This window comes from Flagellimonas algicola, from assembly GCF_005937185.1.
GTDB classification, from domain to species: domain Bacteria; phylum Bacteroidota; class Bacteroidia; order Flavobacteriales; family Flavobacteriaceae; genus Flagellimonas; species Flagellimonas algicola.
Genome location: NZ_VCNI01000001.1, coordinates 1,370,030 through 1,388,222, shown reverse-complemented (window position 1 = coordinate 1,388,222; position 18,193 = coordinate 1,370,030). Strand labels below are relative to the sequence as shown.

Below are 18,193 nucleotides of genomic sequence, written 5' to 3'. Positions count from 1 at the left end.
GGTATTATGGTTTTAGATTTAGACTATCTTGATTAACAATGATGGTATGTAATTCTATGGTCGACTTCAGCGGAGTTCTGGGACCTATTCTGTCGCCATCCCCATGATAGCCATAGGCCTGCAAGGATGGAAATAGGAAGGTCGCCTTTTCATTGATTTTAAGCAGTTTTACTGCATTTTGAAGTCCGGTGAACAATTGTTCTTTGTCAACTACGTATGAGGTAGGGCCAATTTCCTCGGCCGTATAGATGGTATCGTTGTCCAAATTGCGCAAATTATACGAAAAGAGGATTTGGTCGTTGGTTCTGGGCAAATATCGTGAGCTGTCATTTTTGACGTCAAAATAATACCAAAATCCACTGGGGCTGGCGGTATACTCATGCAGCGTATCCCTTTCAATGATTTCCTGTATGATGCTTTCTTCTTGCGCCAAAAGCGCCTTGTTCCGTTCCACGGATTCCTTAAAAAAACTACCGGACTTTACTTTTATGGGCCTACGCGGTTCTGGGCCTCCACAACTCATTAAAAATAAAATCAATATGGACGACCAAATCGCTTTCATGGGTTTAGTTCTTTTTGGTATGTCTTAAGGGTCAAATTGAATTTATCAATAGTTTCTTCCATGCTGAGTTCGCTGCGCCCTCCGGCTGCGTTGTCATGGCCGCCACCATGAAAATGCGCTCTGGCAAACTGGTTCACGGAGAAGTCCCCAATAGATCGGAAAGAGATTTTGATGATACCTTCCTCTTTGTTTTCAATAAAGATGGCGGCAAAATTAATGTCTTCAAGTGTTAAACCGTAGTTAACAAATCCTTCGGTATCCCCTTTTTTAAAATCGTAATGATCCAATTCTTCTTGGCTAAGTGTAATATACGCGGTTTTCAATTCGGGAAGAATGACCATATTGCGCAAGGCTGCACCTAACAAATGTAAGCGGGATGGGGAGTTGGTATCAAAAACCTGCTGATGAATTTCCACGTTGGATGCCCCTTTGTCCATAAGATCTGCAACTACCCGATGCGTTCTACTGGAGGTTGAGCGATATTTGAAAGAACCCGTGTCCGTCATGATTCCGGTATACAGATTAGTAGCAATTTCTGGCGTAATGCTATCCAAAGCTCCCAAAAATTCTATAAAATTATACACCATCTCACAAGTGGAACTCATGCTCACATCGGAATACGTAACCCTGGCGTAATCATGGGGCTGTTGATGATGATCGATCATAATAAAATCCGCCTCTTTTTCCTTTAAAGGAGTTTCCAACTGCCCAGTGCGGGATAAATCATTAAAGTCCAAAGTAAAGACAACCGTGGCTTCTTCCAGAACCTTTTTGGCCTGACTGTTTTCCCTTTCATAATTTAAAATGCTGCTGCTGCCAGGCATCCATTTTAGGAATTTAGGAAAATCGTTGGGTGCAACTACAGAAGCCTTATGACCCTGCCCTTTCAGAAAAAAACTTAGGGCCAAACAGGAGCCAATGGCATCTCCATCAGGATTTTTATGCGGTATAATTGCGATGTTTTGGGGCTGGGAAAGAATCGACTTAACTGTCGTGATATCCTCTAAATTCATGCGCCCAAAGATACAATAATATAATATAGAGGTATGCTTGGATGCTTTATTTTTGTCCAAGCTCAAATTCACGGTATGACACGTTTCCTTTCATTTTTTTTGTGTGTAATGGCCCTCATCACATGCAAATCAAAGCAAGAATCTTCACCAATCCAGGAAAGTGCTGGTGAAAATTCCAATCCCATTTTTAACATTGCTTTTGGTTCCTGTAACAAACAAGATATGGAGAACCCTTTTTGGAACGATATCTTGGAAATGGACCCCCACCTTTGGATTTGGGGTGGAGATAATATTTATGCGGATACGGATGATATGGAGCTTTTGAAATCGATGTATGATAAACAAAACAAGGTTGAGGGATATGCTTTGTTGAAGTCCAAAATTCCTGTCATAGGAACCTGGGATGATCATGATTATGGTCTAAATGATGGAGGGGAGGAGTTCACCATGAAAGATGGAAGTCAACAACAGTTTTTAGATTTTATGGGAGTGGCTCCGGAAAGTGAAAGACGGGCAAGGAAGGGAATCTATGCTGCACATACGTATGAGATTCCAGCTGGTAAAATAAAGGTATTGGTTTTGGACACCCGCTATTTTCGAAGCAGGCTGGAGAAAGACGAAAATCCCGGAAGAAGATACAAACCAAATGCAGCGGCTGATGCAACAATTCTGGGAGAAGCCCAGTGGGAATGGCTTCAAAATGAATTGCAATCATCAGATGCCAATTTCAATTTGATTGTGACCAGTATTCAATTTTTGTCCAGGGAACATGGATTTGAGAGTTGGGGCAATTTTCCAAAGGAAATTGAAAGAATGAACCAACTGATTTCCAACTCCAAAGCCAAAGGAATTATGATTTTATCTGGTGACCGACATATTTCTGAGTTTTCCATAACCCAGTTGGAAAGCATGTCGTATCCCTTAATTGATTTTACTAGTAGCGGTCTTACCCATTCTTACTCCAATTTTGAGGCAGAGCCCAACCCCTATCGCGTGGGTTCGGTAACTTCTGTGACCAGTTTTGGTCTTATTGAGTTAAACCTTGAGACCCGGGAGGCCAAGCTTAAAATCATGGGTGAAAATGGTTTGGTGCATCAAGAAATAAAACAGCAGTATTAACCCTTGTCCGTTGGTGGAAAAAGCGTAAGTTTGCGCAAAATTTTAGAAAATAATGGGAAATAGAACGTTTACCATGATCAAGCCAGATGCCGTTGAAAATGGGCATATTGGCGCTATATTGGAAAAGATTACAGGGGCTGGCTTCAAAATTGTGGCCATGAAATATACCCAATTGAGCAAAAGAGATGCGCAAGAATTTTACGCAATTCATAAAGAGCGACCTTTCTTTGGAGAATTGGTGGAATTTATGACTCGTGGGCCAATTATTGCCGCAATTTTGGAAAAGGATAATGCTGTGGATGATTTTCGTGCGTTGATCGGGGCGACCAATCCAGCAGAAGCTGCAGAGGGAACCATCCGTAAATTATATGCAACCAGTATTGGTGAAAATGCCGTTCATGGTTCAGACAGTGATGAAAATGCCACCATTGAAGGTGCTTTTCACTTTTCAGGAAGAGAAGTATTCTAAAGAGAATATAAAGTATACATGGAAAGCCACTCTTTTTGGGTGGCTTTTTTAGTTGGAAAAAAGAAGAAGTTCCTCTTTCTTACCTGGAGGAATTACCGTACCCGCTTCCACAAGTCCAATTTTGGTAAGAAGATTTCGTGATTTAAGATTGGATGGGGTGGTAATACCCAGGATGGATTTTAGCTGTAAGCTTTGCTTGGCATGTCCCATTAGGGCTGAACAAGCTTCAAAAGTGTACCCAAACCCTTCAAAGGATGGAAGGGTGGCAAACCCAATATCCGGATGGTCCAGATAATCCCGTTGTAGGAATCCGCAGAGCCCTATTGGGGTTATGGATTCTTGCAAAATCACCACATAAAGACCAAAACCATGATTGCTGTAGGAGTGTCGTAAACTGGTTTCTATATAGGTCAAGGCCTGTTTTTCAGTCTTTACACCTCTGTCTCCTATAAATTCCAGCCAGTTAGGGCTGTTGAGCAGTTCAAGGATAAATTCGGAATCTTTGGGTCCTGCTTCCCGAATCAGCAATCTTTCCGATGCTACAATTGTTTTCATTGGACTAGGGATGATTATTTTTTAGCGCAGCACCAATTTTTTGACCAATTCTTTGCCCAACTCCTCATTGAGCATTGTAATGATTTTACTTTTTCCCAAGCTAAGTTCTTCCCGCAATACTGAGGAGGATAAGGAAACGTAAAGGGTTTCGTTTTTAAGCTCCACAGCAGTAGTATAATTATTCACCCCATTTCCCATGAGCTTTACCCAGGCGTCCCTTGCGTCTACTTTGTCCATGCCTTTTTGAAGCTTGTTTTCCTTGATAAACTCGCTCAGCGCATCCCGAAGTGGTAAACCTGAATTTTGTCTTTTGGCCATTATTTGGGAATGGATATAGGTTGAAATCGCTTATATATATATTGTACACCCTCCTCGTCACGGATGATAAAGGAAAGCGAATCCAATTGGATCAGAGTTTCCTGTCTATCATCCAGATTATGTTTATAGGTTAGAACAAAATACTCCTGACTTTGGATGACTTCAAAAGCTTCCGATTGATTGGATGTTTGATAACTACCATCAAACTTGGGCTGCATTTTTTTTCGATAACCTTGGCTACCCTCCAAATGAATAAAATCAATGGCGGGGTTAATTCCATAATCCTTCTGCTCTCCATCTGGAAACATCACATTGCTGATTTCCCAATAACCATTCAAATGCCGAAGTTCTTCCTTGGAAATGGACGATTCAGCACATCCAAAAAAGATTAATCCCAATAAAAAAAGGATTGTCCACCTCATGTTACAAGGTAAAGATTTTATAGCTCTGCTTAATGTTTTTAACTACATTTTCGGTGCGTTCAGCATGCGTATCACTAATAAACAATTGTCCAAAACTTTTATTATCTACCAGTGAAACAATTTGGGAAACCCGATGTTCATCCAGCTTGTCAAAAATATCATCCAAAAGCAGAATGGGTGTGGTTCCGGCCTGTGCCTTTATAAAATGGAATTGGGCCAGTTTTAAGGCAATGAGGAAAGATTTTTGTTGCCCTTGGCTCCCAAATTTCTTGATTGGATGCCCAGCAATGGTGAACTGTAAGTCGTCTTTGTGAATCCCCATACTGGTGTATTGCAAAACCCGGTCTTTCTCGACGGATCCTTTCAGCAACTCCAACAAACTTTTATCTTTTAATTGACTTTCATAGGACAAATTGATTTGTTCATCCTTTTCTGAAATATGGGCATATTGTTCCTTAAAAATGGGAAGAAATGATGCTATGAATGCCAATCTTTTCTCATGGATGTTGGTTCCCAATTCGTGAAGTTGACCGTTGTAAATGGATAAGGTGTCGGGATCAAAGGTATTGTTGGCCACAAAATACTTCAGTAAGGAATTTCGCTGTACCAAGACCTTATTGTATTTGATCAAGTCTTGCAGATATTGTTTATCCGATTGGGAAATGACCCCATCCATGAATTTTCTTCGGGTATCGCTGCCCTCAATGATCAAATCCCTATCCGAAGGTGAGATGATTACCAAGGGTAAAAAGCCAATGTGTTCCGAAAATTTTTCATAGGCTTTACCGTTGCGTTTGATGACCTTTTTCATCCCCCGTTTAAAACTACAGATGATTTTTTCTTCACGTTTTTCCTTTTCAAACTCTCCGTCAATTACAAAAAAATCGGTACCGTGTTTAATGTTCTGGGTCGTTACTGGGTTAAAATAACTCTTGCCAAATGCAAGATGATAAATGGCGTCCAGAATGTTGGTCTTTCCAACCCCGTTATCGCCTACCAAACAATTGATTACGGGGTCGAACTCCATGTTTTTGGAATCGAAATTCTTGTAATTAACTAAGGATAAATGCTTTAAAAACATGAAAAGCTAGTGCAATAATGTGTTTGGGGCGCTATTGAGACCCATAAAAGATTCCAAAAATAACGAATAAATTGCCTTTTGGTTTTGGATAAAAACTTTATTTTTGCGCGATTAATTTAATGAAGAATGGCAACATACAAGAAGCGAGGCTTTAAACCAAAAAATAAGGCTGAAGAAGTATCCATAGACGAAAACAGCACAACGGCAGAGGTGTTTAGCACCTTGGACGAAAGTGCTTCCAAAACGGAGGCTTGGGTACAGAAGAACCAAAATTTCATCTTGGGGGCCATTGGAGTTATTGCCATAGGTGTATTGGGATACTTGGGTTACAACGAGTTTATTCAAAAACCGAAAGAAGCTTCTGCTGCCAATGAACTTTTTTATCCGCAGCAGTATTTTGATCAAGCATTGGCCAATGAGACCGCCCAGGATTCTTTGTTTGGGTTGGCCTTGAACGGTGCGGAAGGGAAATATGGTTTTTTGGATATCATTCAGGAGTATAAGGGAACCAAAGCTGCAAATTTGGCCAAATATTCTGCTGGAATGACCTATTTGAACCTACAACAATATGATGATGCCATTACCCAATTGGAGGATTTTTCTTCCGATGATGCTGTTTTAGGTGCCATGGCCAAAGGTGGAATTGGGGACGCTTTTTCCCAGTTGAACCAAGAAGAGGATGCCTTGGGTTACTATGAGAAAGCCATTGCACATAGTACCAATGAATATACCACACCTCGATTTTTGTACAAGGCGGGTGTATTAGCCATGAATCTTGGCCAAAAAGATAAAGCCATCAGTTTCTTTGAGCGAATCAAGGAAGAGTTTGAGGGTTCGCAAGAAGCCAATGGCATAGATGTGCTTATTGGTTTGGCCCAAAACTAACAACATGGCCACTGAAAATAAGAATCTTTCGATTTACGATAAATCCAAAATCCCAAATGCGAAGTCACTTCGGTTTGGGATTGTTGTTTCTGAATGGAACGAAGCGATTACGGAAGCCCTCTATAAAGGAGCTTTTGATGCATTAGTTGACTGTGGTGCGCAGCAAGAGAATATTATTCGTTGGAGCGTCCCTGGAAGTTTTGAACTGACATTCGGTGCTAAAAAAATGCTCACCACGGAAGAGGTAGATGCTGTAATTGCCATAGGAAGTGTCATTAGGGGGGAGACCAGCCATTTCGATTTTGTTTGTAGTGCCACGGCCCAGGGAATCAAAGACCTTAATGTTGCATACGATGTTCCGGTCATCTTTTGTGTACTTACCGACGATACGCTACAACAGGCGGAGGATAGAAGTGGTGGTAAACACGGGAACAAGGGTACGGAAGCGGCTATAGCTGCTATTCAAATGGCAGTGCTGGGGAATTAGCCAAGACTTCAAATTCAAGTTCTTTCAATATTTAATTTTCAGTTTTCAATGTTGAATGCTAAATGGCAAGTATTCCCATTCAAAATCCAGAATTAATCCTTTAGTATTATTCTTGAAGCAGCAAGCACCAAGCTACAAATTGTAATTTACGGTTATCCATTTTTCATTTTCAATTTTCAATTCCACCAAGCACGTATTTCCAATAATCCAACCATCCAATTGTCCAACGGTCAGTTCGAGCGCAGTCGAGAACTATATTAAATTCTAAGCACCAAACCCCAGACTACAAACACCAAACTACAAATTCTAATAGTCCAACAATCCAACAATCCAAAAATCTGGTTGCACTTGAACTTGTTTTTTGATTTTGAACTTGATCATTTCCCTTGTTAACATTTTTTGGCATACGCCCCAAGCCATGTTTTTCGATTTTAAGTACCTTTGAAGTTACACCGAAAAGGATGCAATGCGAAATTTTCTAAAACTTAGAAAAAACAAGACGTTTGACTACTCGCCACGTTATTACAAGGGAGAAGGCAGTCCTTATAAAATTGAACATAAACTTGATAAATTCAGAAGTACGGCGCATACACAAAGAGGGATAAAAAGTAAGGTGACTTCCGCAATGGATGATTTGAAAACACAGGGGGATAGAAATCTAAGAATCCGATTCCTAATAATTGTTGCCGTATTAATATTGTTGTTTCTCTACATCATCGACTTTGATTTATCCATATTCCTGAATCCCTAATGGCGGACATCATTAAACTTTTACCAGACCATGTTGCCAATCAAATTGCAGCAGGGGAAGTGGTTCAACGCCCAGCTTCAGTGGTCAAGGAATTGTTGGAAAATGCCATTGATGCCGGAGCTACCCTGATCAAGTTGATCGTGAAGGATGGAGGCAAGGCGCTTTTGCAAGTGGTAGACAATGGCAAAGGTATGAGCGAAACAGATGCAAGGCTTTCTTTTGAACGCCATGCCACTTCCAAGATTTCCTCGGCCCAAGACTTATTTAACCTTCAAACCAAAGGGTTTAGGGGTGAGGCCTTGGCATCCATCGCTGCTATTGCCCATGTAGACATGTTGACCCGAATTGAGGACATGGAGGTGGGAACCCATATAAAAATAGAAGGCAGCAAAGTAGTTTCCCAAGAAGTGGTGGCTACTCCCAAAGGCACTTCCATATCAGTCAAAAACCTATTTTTCAATATCCCGGCTCGGCGCAATTTCTTGAAATCGAACCAAGTGGAATTGAGACATATTACGGATGAATTTCATAGAGTGGCCTTGGTACATCCCAATATCGAGTTTCATTTTTACAACAACGGTTCCGAGATTTTCAATTTGCCCAAAGTCAATTATAGACAGCGAATTGCCCATGTTTTTGGGAGTAGGATGACCGAGCGTTTGGTGCCAGTAGAAGAGGAAACTGAGGTGGTAAATATCTCTGGTTTTATTTGTAAACCAGAATACGCCAAAAAGAGCAGGGGAGAGCAGTTTTTCTTTGCCAACAATCGATTTATAAAAAGTCCATATTTACATCATGCAGTGGTTGTCGCATTTGAGGGACTGATCAAACCGGATGCTTTTCCAGGTTATTTTATTTATTTGGAAGTGGATCCCAAGTCCATCGATATCAACATACACCCTACCAAAACGGAAGTAAAATTTGATGATGAGCATGCACTGTACGCCATGCTTCGTTCCACCATAAAACATAGTCTGGGTCAGTTTAATGTGGCCCCAATTCTGGATTTTGAGCACGACCCCAATTTGGATACGCCCTATGCCTACAAAGAAAAAGGAGTGGTTTTGCCCAAAGTCACAGTTGATGCAGACTTTAATCCTTTTCAGGATACCCTTAAAACCACAGCGGGGAAACCCGCTTTTCAAAAACAAAGCGCTAAGGGCTGGGAGAATTTGTACCAAGGTTTGGATATTGAGGAGACCGGAAGTTTCAGTAGTGTTGAAATTGAAACAGATACCGTTGTCCAGAGGGTAATGTATTCCGAGGATGAGATGGAGACCCAAGCGGGAACAACCTTTCAATTGCAGCGGAAATATGTGGTCAGTACCATAAAATCAGGGTTGTTGGTGGTTCATCAGAATCGGGCTCATGAACGTATTTTGTTCGAAAAATTCTTGGGGGAGATTACTGTTAAGGAAGGGGTAAGCCAGCAGCTACTTTTTCCTTTGGAACTTTCATTTTCCAACCAGGATTTGGACATTTTGAAAGAGGTACGGGAAAGTTTATATAATGTTGGATTTGCCTTTGAAGACTTGGATCAGGAAACTGTAAAAGTGACAGGGGTGCCAGTCTTGGTGTCTGAAAGTGGGATTGGCACGGTATTGGATCGCTTAATTGCGGATTATAAGGAAGGGTATCAGGAAGGTTCCATTTCACAGGCAGAGTTATTGGCCGAGGCACTTTCCCGAAATTTGGCGGTAAAGACCGGGGAAGTATTGGACCATGAATCGCAATTGGCCTTGGTGAACAATCTTTTTGGTTGCAAGGAACCTACCTTGAGTCCCAGACAAAAACAAATATATACCATCATCTCCGAAGGGGATATAGATAAAAAAATAAATTGATGTTAAGACTTACTGGCACAATTAAGCATATTATAATTATCAATTTTCTTGTGTGGATTGCTACTTTATCATTTGGGAGTTATGGTGAACCATTCAATTCATTGTTTGCGCTCCACTTTCCTTTTAGTAAAGATTTTGAATTTTGGCAGTTGCTTACCCACATGTTTATGCATGCATCCTATGTTCCAGATGGTTTAAACGGATTTAAAATTTATTTTCCACATATTTTAGGTAATATGTTCATGCTTTGGATGTTTGGTAGTGCTGTGGAACAAAGTTTAGGAAAGAGGAGATTTTTATTTTTTTATTTATCTGCAGGATTGGGTGCCGCAATAATTACATTGGGGTTCGATTTCTTCAAGTATTTTTCGATTCTTTCCAATCTAACGGTTGATTTAGATTTAAACGTGATAAAGCAAATTCTAAGTATTGATGCTAGCAACGGTAATGGATATATTGTAAGTGATATTTTCCTGGAAAAATTGAGGCCAATTGTTGAGGCTAACGGAATTCAACTAACAGGTCAAGATTTTCGAACCCTATTCGAGTTAAATGCATCTGGTTTGGGATTTAAATCAATGTTAGGCGCATCAGGGGCAATGACTGGTGTATTGGTAGCTTTTGGAATGATGTTCCCCGAATCCAGATTGATGTTAATCTTTTTGCCTGTGCCAATAAAGGCCAAATATTTTATACCTGCGATTATTGGATTGGATTTGTTTTCGGCCATAACGGGTGTATCTATTTTTAGTCCAAGCAATACCGCTTATATAGCTCATTTAGGAGGCGCTTTTTGTGGATTTATCATGATGTGGTACTGGAAAAAGAATCAGTTCAACCAAAACCGATGGAACTAAAAAATGGCAAGCGGAGGACTTAAATATTATTTGGCCCGGCTTAACATAGCAGAAAAGCTTATTGGAATCAATGTGCTCGTGTTCATTGCTTCCGGTTTACTGGCCGTGCTGATTGGAATTCCCAAGGATGCTGTGCTCAATTGGTTTGAACTTCCTGAAGATGTCAATGAGTTCATCACCAAGCCTTGGACCTTGGTCACCTATTCTTTTTTTCATGGAAGCTTGGGGCATATTTTTTGGAATATGCTGCTGCTCTATTTCTTTGGAAGGATTTTTTTGAACCTTTTTGACAACCAAAGGTTTCTCAATGTGTACTTTCTTGGAGTCATCTTTGGAGGGTTATTGTTTATGCTGGGATACAATATATTTCCTATGCTGTTGTCAACAAACGCCATTTTAATAGGTGCTTCCGCCGGAGTCTCCGCGGTTTTGATTTTTGTTTGCGCATACATTCCTTCGCGTGAGGTACGAATCATATTTTTCAATATTAAACTCTGGCAATTGGCCGTTTTTGTGGTGTTGAAAGATGTTATCTCCTTATCCATGGGCAGTAACGTTGGCGGGATGCTTGCGCACTTTGGAGGCATTTTATTGGGCTATGTTTATGCTACTCAACTGTTAAAGGGGAATGATATTGGATCTGGGTTTACCAAGCTTTGGAATGGGTTGGCTCAACTTTTTAAACCAAGGGAAAAGAAGGCTCCACTTAAAACCGTCTATAAAAAGAAGACTTCCAAAAACAAGACCAAAGTTGATTATGACAAGGCTGCTCATCAAAAGAAAATAGACGACATCTTGGATAAAATAAGCAAATCGGGCTACGAGAGTTTATCCAAGGCCGAAAAGGATTTTTTGTTCAAAGCAGGTAAGGAGGATTAGACTATGGGCAAACTTGCTAAAATCTTTGGAAAACTCTTTTTCGTTTTCAACATGTTAATGGCATTCATGCTGCTGTTTGCCAGCTTGATTTCACTTTCTTCTTCAAAGATTTGGACCCCCTTCTCCATATTGAGTATTGCGGTTCCTGTTCTTTTCCTTATCAATGTTTTGTTTGCGGTATACTGGCTCTTCCGACGTAAGAAAAAGATGTGGGTATCCTTGGTTGTCCTCATGGTCGGATTTTTTACGTTTGGAAGTTTTTTCAAACTGGAAAGTGGGGAGGTCACAAACTCAAGGGAAGAGCTTAGGGTTATGACATTCAATGTCTGGCGTTGGAATAAGAATGGATGGATCAAGAAGCCTAATATTGGAGATAGTATTATTGGCTTGATCAATAAAGAAAAACCAGATGTTTTATGCATTCAAGAGCATACTCGAGTATGGAGAAAGAAATTGGGCCGATATCCTTACAGAACCGAAACGCCATATTCAGTGGAAGGCCGAGCCACTCAGGCCATTTTCTCTGTATTTCCAATCGTTGGAAGCGGATCTCTGGATTTACCTGGTACGGCAAATAATATTATTTATGCTGATATCCAACGTAATCAAGACACGATTCGGATATACAATGTGCATTTGCAATCGTTCAGTATTGTTCCGTCCTCAGATGCTTTCTCAGAGGAGAAATCCGAAAGAAACTACAATAGATTGGTAAGGACGGTTGGCAAACAGTTGGATCAAGTAAAGATTTTCAATGAACATAAAGTGAAAAGCCCATATAAATCTTTGATTTGTGGAGATTTCAACAACACGCAGTTTTCCAATGTATACCGTACCATCAAAGGCGATATGAACGACAGCTTCCTGGAAAAGGGAAGCGGTTTTGGAAGAACGTATAGTTTGTTGGGTTTTCCCTTACGTATTGACTACATCCTTACGGACGCTTCTTTTGAGGTACTATCCCATAAAAATTTTGACGAAAAACTGTCCGATCATTATCCAATTGTGGCCACCTTACGACTCCAGGCAAATCATTAAGCAGTCCAACATGTCGGCAATAATATGAATGATCAAGGCCAGGCCGATAAGTCGTGTGGGTCTAAAGAAGGGTAGTATGCAATACACCAAAATAGCCCAATAGGTATGCAATGGATGAAAATTGATACTGCATCGGTTTGGATCAAATACGGGGTTGGCCCATAAATGATCTATATCTATGACGATTCCTGCCAAAAGGATAAGCGAGATTTTTAGTCTATCCTTTTTAAACCACAGAAAACCTATGAGAAAGGGAATCACGAAATGCACGCCATAATGGATAATAAACCTAAGCATCCAAAAAATTCAATGATAGGTTGTGTAGGTAAGGAGCTGCGTTCGTTCCCTCATTAAAAAGCAAATCCAGAATGCTCAGATTGGACAGAAAACCGTGACGTTCAGCAAACACCTGGGTGTACTCGGGAAATTGCTCCACAAAGGGTTTTTTGGCATTCACTAGAAAGCGCACGTCTTTGAACTCATTGGGAGACATTTCGAAATTTGAGGTTTGCGTACGAGGGAATTCAATCCCCAAACAGTCGGAAACGACCTGAATCGTACTTAAGTTAAACTCAAATAACGATTGTGCCTCCGTTTCAAAAAGAGGCTTTAAATCGTCCTCATAATACTCAAAAAACGGGGAGGTTCGATATGCAGTTTCCAGGGTGCGCCAATGTTGTTTCAACCAATTGGCAGAATGGTCCAGTTGCACCTCCCGGTACTTTTGTCTGCCTTCATTCCCTCCCACATGTTTTATAGGAATATTGAGCATATGCTTGCCCTGATCCGTGCAGATGTAGCAACGGTTTCTATAAGTTTGCTTTTGAAAGTTATCATGAGCTTCCCAAACAATATCCTTCTGGGCAAAAACCGCAAATGTGGCTATGCTTGGAAAATAAGAGGGATGTATGAGAAATTTGGACATAATGTGCTGTTGCCCTATATCAAATTAGCTTATTTCTAACGTCTAACCGTCTTAGTCCGATTTCTTTTTTCTTCGTTTGTTGACAAAATCGAGCACAAATAAACCCAATACCACTGCCACAAAATACCAGCGGTACGAAACAGGCTCTCCACTGCCTCCAACGGTAGTGAAAATCCTTTCCCAACGTGGGCGCCAATTAAAAAATCCGTCCTTAAAGTTGTCAAAACTCATCCATAGAAATACAGGTTTGCCCACTATATGATTGGCGGGAACATAACCCCAAGTACGACTGTCTTCAGAGCTGTCCCTGTTATCTCCCATCATCCAATAGTAATCCTGCTTAAAGGTGTAGGAATTGGCTTCTTGACCATTTATGAATACTTTCTGCCCTGTTACCTGAACATCATTGTTTTCGTAATCCCTAATAATCTTTTTGTAAAGGGGAATGGTAAGATGGTTGATTTCCACAGTTGACCCAGCTTCTGGAAGGTAAATGGGGCCAAAATTATCATTGTTCCAAGGATACAGATTGGGTTTTTGTGGAAAGGAACCTCCATACTTTCCTTTGGGTTCATTGGTTCTGACTACCGAATCTATTTCTTGGTTATTTCTGAGTTCGGTCACCATTTCATCTGTCATATTGGCTAATCTGGATAAAGGCCTTTCCTCGGAAAGCGACAACCTCAATTGCCTTATTACCTCTGTTGGAATTCCCTTCTCATCCGTGATGATTTCAATTTGACCTTTTGGATTTTTATAGGCTCCCCGAATATAAGGGGACAGGCCATTGGCCTGGGCCTCGCTCAGGGAATTTGCAAAGTACTTTCTGGTGTAATCAGCTGCATCAACAGCTTCCAACGCCCTTGTGGAAACACCTTTTTTGGAATAGATCGTATAGAAGTACATTACCTTGGCGCGATCCGAAAGCTTTAGTTTGGTACCATTGACATGCACAAAACCATCAATCACTGACAACGAATCACCAGGGGTTCCTACACATCGTTTTACGTAGTTTGATTTCTTATCAATGGGCTTTTTTACCGCTTTTTCCGCCCTAAAAAACTGATAAAGCGTATCCGATGGCAGGCTAAACACCACAATATCATTCTTTTTCACCGTATTGAAACCCGGTAAACGCATGTACGGCAATTGCAGCTTGTTGATCCACGAAGTTTTGTAGGTTTCAGGATTTACGTCAGCCAGATAGCTCCGCTTTCTTACCACTGGTAGCGTATCATGTACCATAGGTGCGGCAAGCGTGGTCATGGGAACACGGGCCCCATAATGAAATTTGCTCACAAAAAGGAAATCCCCGATCCGAAGGGTTCGTTCCAAAGACCCCGTCGGAATCACATAGGGTTGGATAAAATAAGTGTGCACAAAAGTGGCCGCAACAATAGCAAAAACAATGGAACTTACCCACTCACCTAAACCTGTCCTGGGTTTTAGGCTTCGGTTTTCAATATAGCTTACATCTTCTGCATAGTTGATATAATAAATATAGAATCCAAGGGTAAGTATAACAGCCCAAGTATCCAGGAGCTTGTTTTTTCCAAAACTTCGGATTGTTTCTACCCAGACCACCGGGAACATCAATAGGTTAATAATGGGTATGAAAAGCAATGGAACCCACCACCAGGGCCTATTGATAATTTTCATGAGCACAACACCATTATAAATGGGTATTGCTGCTTCCCAGGCTTTACGCCCTGCTTTTACATAGAGTTTCCAAGTGCCCAAAAAATGGATGACCTGAATGATCAAAATAAAGATGATCCACTGTGTTCCGTCCATAAAAAAGTTTATTTGTGAGACTTAAAGTCTTGCTAGTTGTTACTTTGTTAAGTGAGATTTAACACATCTTTCATAGAAAAGATGCCCGTTTTTCCCTGAATCCATTCAGCAGCAATTACAGCTCCCAAAGCAAATCCCTCCCGGTTATGGGCGGTATGCTTTATTTCAATATCATCCACCGGGCTCTTGTATAAAATGGTATGCGTGCCTGGAACTTTGCCTTCCCTTTTGGACGTTATGGGAACTATATGTTCGCCATCCTCGTCCAATTTCCAATCTGCATAATTGGTATTCCCTATAATTCCTTCTGCCAGGGTAATAGCCGTTCCACTTGGAGCATCCAATTTTTGCGTGTGGTGGATTTCTTCCATCGATACTTTATACTGATCTAGCCCCTTCATAATTTTGGCCAGATAGGCATTCAATTCAAAAAATACATTTACGCCCAAACTAAAATTGGAGGCATATATGAAAGCGCTTTGGTGTGTTTCACATTGAGCCACCGCTTGGCCAAACTGATCTAACCAACCGGTAGTCCCTGATATCACGGGAACCTTATGTTCAAAACAGCTGGTAATATTGCCAAATGCTGCATCTGGGGTACTAAAATCTATGGCAACATGCATATTTTCAAAAGGGATGTCGGTGGTATCCACATCTACTCGAGCAACAACGGTATGCCCCCTATCTTGAGCTATTTGCTCTATCATCTTGCCCATTTTACCGTAGCCAAACAATCCAATCTTCATACATCAGAATTTTATGACCAGAGCCATGCCATAATTTGGGTCATTGGTCAGGGGGTTAAGGTCCAAGTAAGGTTTAAAGTCGATAGCCAAGTTCTCATCCACGTTGTATTGCTTCAGGTGGGCATCCACATTGGCATCAATAATGTTTAGGGCATACATGGCAATCGTAATCAACAATGCCAAATCCCGATCTCGTTGTGCACGCTCTTGGGCATCTTGAAGGGCTTCCAAGGAAAAATCAGGTCCTTCTCCATCACCTGTGATGTCGAAAAACTCATCTTCCAAGCCTACTCGTCTTCTTTTAAAAGCATCACGGGCCCTATTGTATTCCGTATTGTTAAAGGAATACACATATATTCCGGTACCTATGGCACCCCATACTATAGGGGCTTTCCAATACCGTTTGTTGTAAATCTGACCCAAACCGGGTACTATGGCGGAAAAAAAGGCTGCCTTGCTGGGCGCCAATGGATTTATTTTTCTTTTTTCATAGGTCACCTCCTCAATGGTAATACCTCTACCTTCAAGGTCTTGTGCCAAAGAGTCAATTTCCGAGGGATGCTCTTGAATCTGGTCATCTTGGGCAAAAGAAAAGCTGACAAAAAACAGGCAAGTGCCAAATAAAAGGAGGTTTTTAATCACCAATCAATAATTTTTTTAGACGCTGGAATTCTTCTTTGGAGTGGAACGGAATCACAATCTTTCCTTTTCCATTGGCCGAGGTACTGATGTCCACTTTGGTCGAAAGATGGGATTTCAAGGCATCAATTCCTTTGGTTACATAATTGGGGACTTCTTTTGAACTACTGATTTTCTTCCCAGAATCGATTCCTTCTTTGGATTCTTTGTAGGATTTGACCAAGCGCTCCGTTTCCCGAACGGATAAGCCATCTGACACAATTTTTTCGTAAATATTGATTTGGTCTTTTTTCTTGTCAATATTGATAAGTGCCCTTCCGTGGCCCATACTCACAAATCCATCCCGCATACCGGTTTGAATGATGGGATGTAATTTTAGGAGCCGAAGGTAATTGGTAATGGTGGAACGTTTTTTTCCAACCCGATCACTCAATTTTTCCTGGGTCACCTGGATTTCATCGATTAAGCGTTGGTAGGATAACGCAATCTCTATAGGATCCAAATCTTGGCGCTGGATGTTCTCTACCAAAGCCATTTCCAAAGATTCCTGGTCGTTGGCAATCCGGATATAGGCGGGAATGGTTTCCAAGCCCACCATCTTTGAGGCGCGGAAACGACGCTCTCCCGAAACCAGTTGGAATTTGTTGAAATCCAACTTACGTACCGTAATAGGTTGTATAATTCCCAATTCCCGAATAGAACTGGCCAATTCTTTTAGCGTGTCATCATTGAAGTTGGAACGCGGCTGAAATGGATTAACCTCAATGGATTCAATCTCCAGTTCAACTACATTACCAATAACCTTGTCCGCATTTTTATCGGAAACGGATTGAATGTCGTTCTCCGGATCTTTTAATAGAGCGGACAGGCCTCTTCCCAAAGCCTGCTTTTTGGTTGCTTTCGCCATTTAAACTTTCTCCTTGTTTTTCTTCAATATCTCATTGGCCAAGTTCAAGTAATTGGTTGCACCTTTGCTGCTTGCATCATATTTAATGATGCTTTCACCATAACTAGGGGCTTCACTTAGCCTGACGTTTCTTTGGATAATGGTATCAAAAACCATATCTGCAAAGTGTTTCTTTACTTCCTCAACTACTTGGTTGGAAAGCCTTAATCTAGAGTCATACATGGTTAGGAGCATGCCCTCTATGTCCAAGTCGTTGTTGTGTATTTTTTGTACGCTTTTTACCGTATTCAACAGCTTTCCAAGTCCTTCCAAAGCAAAATATTCACATTGGATTGGAATCATTACGGAATCCGCCGCCGTAAGTGCGTTAAGCGTTAATAATCCCAAGGATGGCGCACAGTCAATGAGTACAAAATCATATCGGTCACCCAACTCCTTAAGAGCTTCTTTTAGCATATATTCCCTATTGTCCTTGTCTACCAATTCAATCTCGATGGCCACAAGGTCTATGTGTGCCGGAATCAAATCCACATTGGGAGAATCTGTTTGGATAATTACATCATCCACACCAAGCGTGTGCTCCAATAACTGATATGTTCCATGCTCAACCCCATCAACATCAATTCCCAAGCCGGAAGTGGCATTGGCCTGAGGGTCCGCATCAATCAACAACACCTTTTTTTCCAGTACACCAAGTGAGGCCGCAAGGTTTACCGTAGTCGTTGTTTTTCCAACACCGCCCTTCTGATTTGCAATAGCAATTATCTTGCCCATTTCATAGTAAGTTAGGTGCTAAAAATACGATTATTTAAGACGCTAAAAAATGTATTTTGTTAACAGAGGGTGAATAACCTTAACATCTTGCGTTAAAGAAAGTTAAAGTTTTAATTGCTAATAAG

The 18,193-nt window shown here is 41.0% G+C and carries 22 protein-coding genes; 9 read left to right on the top strand and 13 right to left on the bottom strand.

Annotated features, from left to right (window positions below):
- Nucleotides 1-4: 4 nt before the first annotated feature.
- Together gldI and FGG15_RS06020 are read right to left on the bottom strand one after the other, a co-directional pair.
- Nucleotides 5-562 carry a gliding motility-associated peptidyl-prolyl isomerase GldI gene (gene gldI, locus FGG15_RS06025; protein WP_138834233.1) on the bottom strand — a complete coding sequence of 186 codons (558 nt, stop codon included), beginning with the start codon at nucleotides 560-562 and terminating at the stop codon, nucleotides 5-7.
- Nucleotides 559-1,575 (bottom strand): DHH family phosphoesterase, encoded by a 1,017-nt coding sequence (locus FGG15_RS06020; protein WP_138834231.1) that lies wholly within the window; start codon nucleotides 1,573-1,575, stop codon nucleotides 559-561. The genes gldI and FGG15_RS06020 overlap by 4 nt, the downstream gene beginning before the upstream one ends.
- A 75-nt stretch (nucleotides 1,576-1,650) precedes the next feature.
- On the opposite strand from FGG15_RS06020, the gene FGG15_RS06015 reads away from it, so the two are divergent.
- Together FGG15_RS06015 and FGG15_RS06010 are read left to right on the top strand one after the other, a co-directional pair.
- Nucleotides 1,651-2,694, top strand: coding sequence for an alkaline phosphatase D family protein (locus FGG15_RS06015; protein ID WP_237561754.1), 1,044 nt, complete (start codon nucleotides 1,651-1,653; stop codon nucleotides 2,692-2,694).
- 49 nt (nucleotides 2,695-2,743) lie between these two features.
- Nucleotides 2,744-3,163: a nucleoside-diphosphate kinase gene (locus tag FGG15_RS06010; RefSeq protein WP_138834229.1), complete on the top strand. Its 420-nt coding sequence runs from the start codon at nucleotides 2,744-2,746 to the stop codon at nucleotides 3,161-3,163.
- Between the two features lie 48 nt (nucleotides 3,164-3,211).
- Here FGG15_RS06010 and FGG15_RS06005 read toward each other — a convergent pair whose 3' ends face one another.
- From FGG15_RS06005 to recF, 4 genes are read right to left on the bottom strand one after another with little or no spacing between them, the layout of a single operon-like run.
- The gene (locus FGG15_RS06005; RefSeq protein WP_138834227.1) at nucleotides 3,212-3,718 is read right to left on the bottom strand and encodes a GNAT family N-acetyltransferase; all 507 of its coding nucleotides are present in this window, start codon (nucleotides 3,716-3,718) and stop codon (nucleotides 3,212-3,214) included.
- 21 nt (nucleotides 3,719-3,739) lie between these two features.
- Entirely contained in the window at nucleotides 3,740-4,036 is a 297-nt protein-coding gene (locus tag FGG15_RS06000) for a DciA family protein (RefSeq protein ID WP_138834225.1), read from the bottom strand.
- The gene (locus tag FGG15_RS05995; RefSeq protein ID WP_138834223.1) at nucleotides 4,036-4,458 is read right to left on the bottom strand and encodes a hypothetical protein; all 423 of its coding nucleotides are present in this window, start codon (nucleotides 4,456-4,458) and stop codon (nucleotides 4,036-4,038) included. Before FGG15_RS05995 ends, FGG15_RS06000 begins: the two co-directional genes overlap by 1 nt.
- Nucleotide 4,459: 1 nt before the next feature.
- Nucleotides 4,460-5,539 carry a DNA replication/repair protein RecF gene (gene recF / locus FGG15_RS05990; protein ID WP_138834221.1) on the bottom strand — a complete coding sequence of 360 codons (1,080 nt, stop codon included), beginning with the start codon at nucleotides 5,537-5,539 and terminating at the stop codon, nucleotides 4,460-4,462.
- A 126-nt stretch (nucleotides 5,540-5,665) separates the two neighbouring features.
- Between recF and FGG15_RS05985 the strand changes: the two genes are divergently transcribed.
- From FGG15_RS05985 to FGG15_RS05955, 7 genes are all read left to right on the top strand, one after another.
- Nucleotides 5,666-6,424, top strand: a complete 759-nt coding sequence (locus tag FGG15_RS05985; RefSeq protein ID WP_138834218.1) for a tetratricopeptide repeat protein — start codon at nucleotides 5,666-5,668, stop codon at nucleotides 6,422-6,424.
- 4 nt (nucleotides 6,425-6,428) lie between these two features.
- Nucleotides 6,429-6,911, top strand: a complete 483-nt coding sequence (ribH, locus tag FGG15_RS05980) for a 6,7-dimethyl-8-ribityllumazine synthase (RefSeq protein WP_138834216.1) — start codon at nucleotides 6,429-6,431, stop codon at nucleotides 6,909-6,911.
- 466 nt (nucleotides 6,912-7,377) lie between these two features.
- Nucleotides 7,378-7,662 carry a riboflavin synthase subunit beta gene (locus FGG15_RS05975; RefSeq protein WP_138834214.1) on the top strand — a complete coding sequence of 95 codons (285 nt, stop codon included), beginning with the start codon at nucleotides 7,378-7,380 and terminating at the stop codon, nucleotides 7,660-7,662.
- A complete protein-coding gene (mutL, locus tag FGG15_RS05970) occupies nucleotides 7,662-9,506 on the top strand; it encodes a DNA mismatch repair endonuclease MutL (RefSeq protein WP_138834212.1) in 1,845 nt (614 codons plus the stop codon). Before FGG15_RS05975 ends, mutL begins: the two co-directional genes overlap by 1 nt.
- Nucleotides 9,506-10,363 (top strand): rhomboid family intramembrane serine protease, encoded by an 858-nt coding sequence (locus tag FGG15_RS05965; protein WP_138834210.1) that lies wholly within the window; start codon nucleotides 9,506-9,508, stop codon nucleotides 10,361-10,363. Before mutL ends, FGG15_RS05965 begins: the two co-directional genes overlap by 1 nt.
- Nucleotides 10,364-10,366: 3 nt before the next feature.
- Entirely contained in the window at nucleotides 10,367-11,242 is an 876-nt protein-coding gene (locus FGG15_RS05960; RefSeq protein ID WP_138834208.1) for a rhomboid family intramembrane serine protease, read from the top strand.
- Between the two features lie 3 nt (nucleotides 11,243-11,245).
- Nucleotides 11,246-12,280, top strand: coding sequence for an endonuclease/exonuclease/phosphatase family protein (locus FGG15_RS05955; protein WP_138834206.1), 1,035 nt, complete (start codon nucleotides 11,246-11,248; stop codon nucleotides 12,278-12,280).
- Here FGG15_RS05955 and FGG15_RS05950 read toward each other — a convergent pair.
- Genes FGG15_RS05950 through FGG15_RS05920 form a run of 7 tightly spaced genes read right to left on the bottom strand, consistent with a single transcriptional unit; the run spans nucleotide 12,257 to nucleotide 18,068 of the window.
- Nucleotides 12,257-12,577, bottom strand: a complete 321-nt coding sequence (locus tag FGG15_RS05950) for a DUF6122 family protein (RefSeq protein ID WP_138834204.1) — start codon at nucleotides 12,575-12,577, stop codon at nucleotides 12,257-12,259. The two genes, FGG15_RS05955 and FGG15_RS05950, sit on opposite strands and share 24 nt — an antisense overlap.
- The gene (locus tag FGG15_RS05945; protein WP_138834202.1) at nucleotides 12,570-13,205 is read right to left on the bottom strand and encodes a WbqC family protein; all 636 of its coding nucleotides are present in this window, start codon (nucleotides 13,203-13,205) and stop codon (nucleotides 12,570-12,572) included. The genes FGG15_RS05950 and FGG15_RS05945 overlap by 8 nt, the downstream gene beginning before the upstream one ends.
- Nucleotides 13,206-13,256: 51 nt before the next feature.
- Nucleotides 13,257-14,999, bottom strand: coding sequence for a signal peptidase I (lepB, locus tag FGG15_RS05940; protein WP_138834200.1), 1,743 nt, complete (start codon nucleotides 14,997-14,999; stop codon nucleotides 13,257-13,259).
- A gap of 47 nt (nucleotides 15,000-15,046) precedes the next feature.
- Nucleotides 15,047-15,748, bottom strand: coding sequence for a 4-hydroxy-tetrahydrodipicolinate reductase (gene dapB / locus FGG15_RS05935; protein WP_138834197.1), 702 nt, complete (start codon nucleotides 15,746-15,748; stop codon nucleotides 15,047-15,049).
- Between the two features lie 3 nt (nucleotides 15,749-15,751).
- A complete protein-coding gene (locus FGG15_RS05930) occupies nucleotides 15,752-16,390 on the bottom strand; it encodes a DUF5683 domain-containing protein (RefSeq protein ID WP_138834194.1) in 639 nt (212 codons plus the stop codon).
- Nucleotides 16,383-17,294: a ParB/RepB/Spo0J family partition protein gene (locus FGG15_RS05925; RefSeq protein ID WP_138834192.1), complete on the bottom strand. Its 912-nt coding sequence runs from the start codon at nucleotides 17,292-17,294 to the stop codon at nucleotides 16,383-16,385. The genes FGG15_RS05930 and FGG15_RS05925 overlap by 8 nt, the downstream gene beginning before the upstream one ends.
- Nucleotides 17,295-18,068, bottom strand: coding sequence for a ParA family protein (locus FGG15_RS05920; RefSeq protein WP_138834190.1), 774 nt, complete (start codon nucleotides 18,066-18,068; stop codon nucleotides 17,295-17,297). It lies immediately after the preceding gene.
- Between the last annotated feature and the right edge of the window lie 125 nt (nucleotides 18,069-18,193).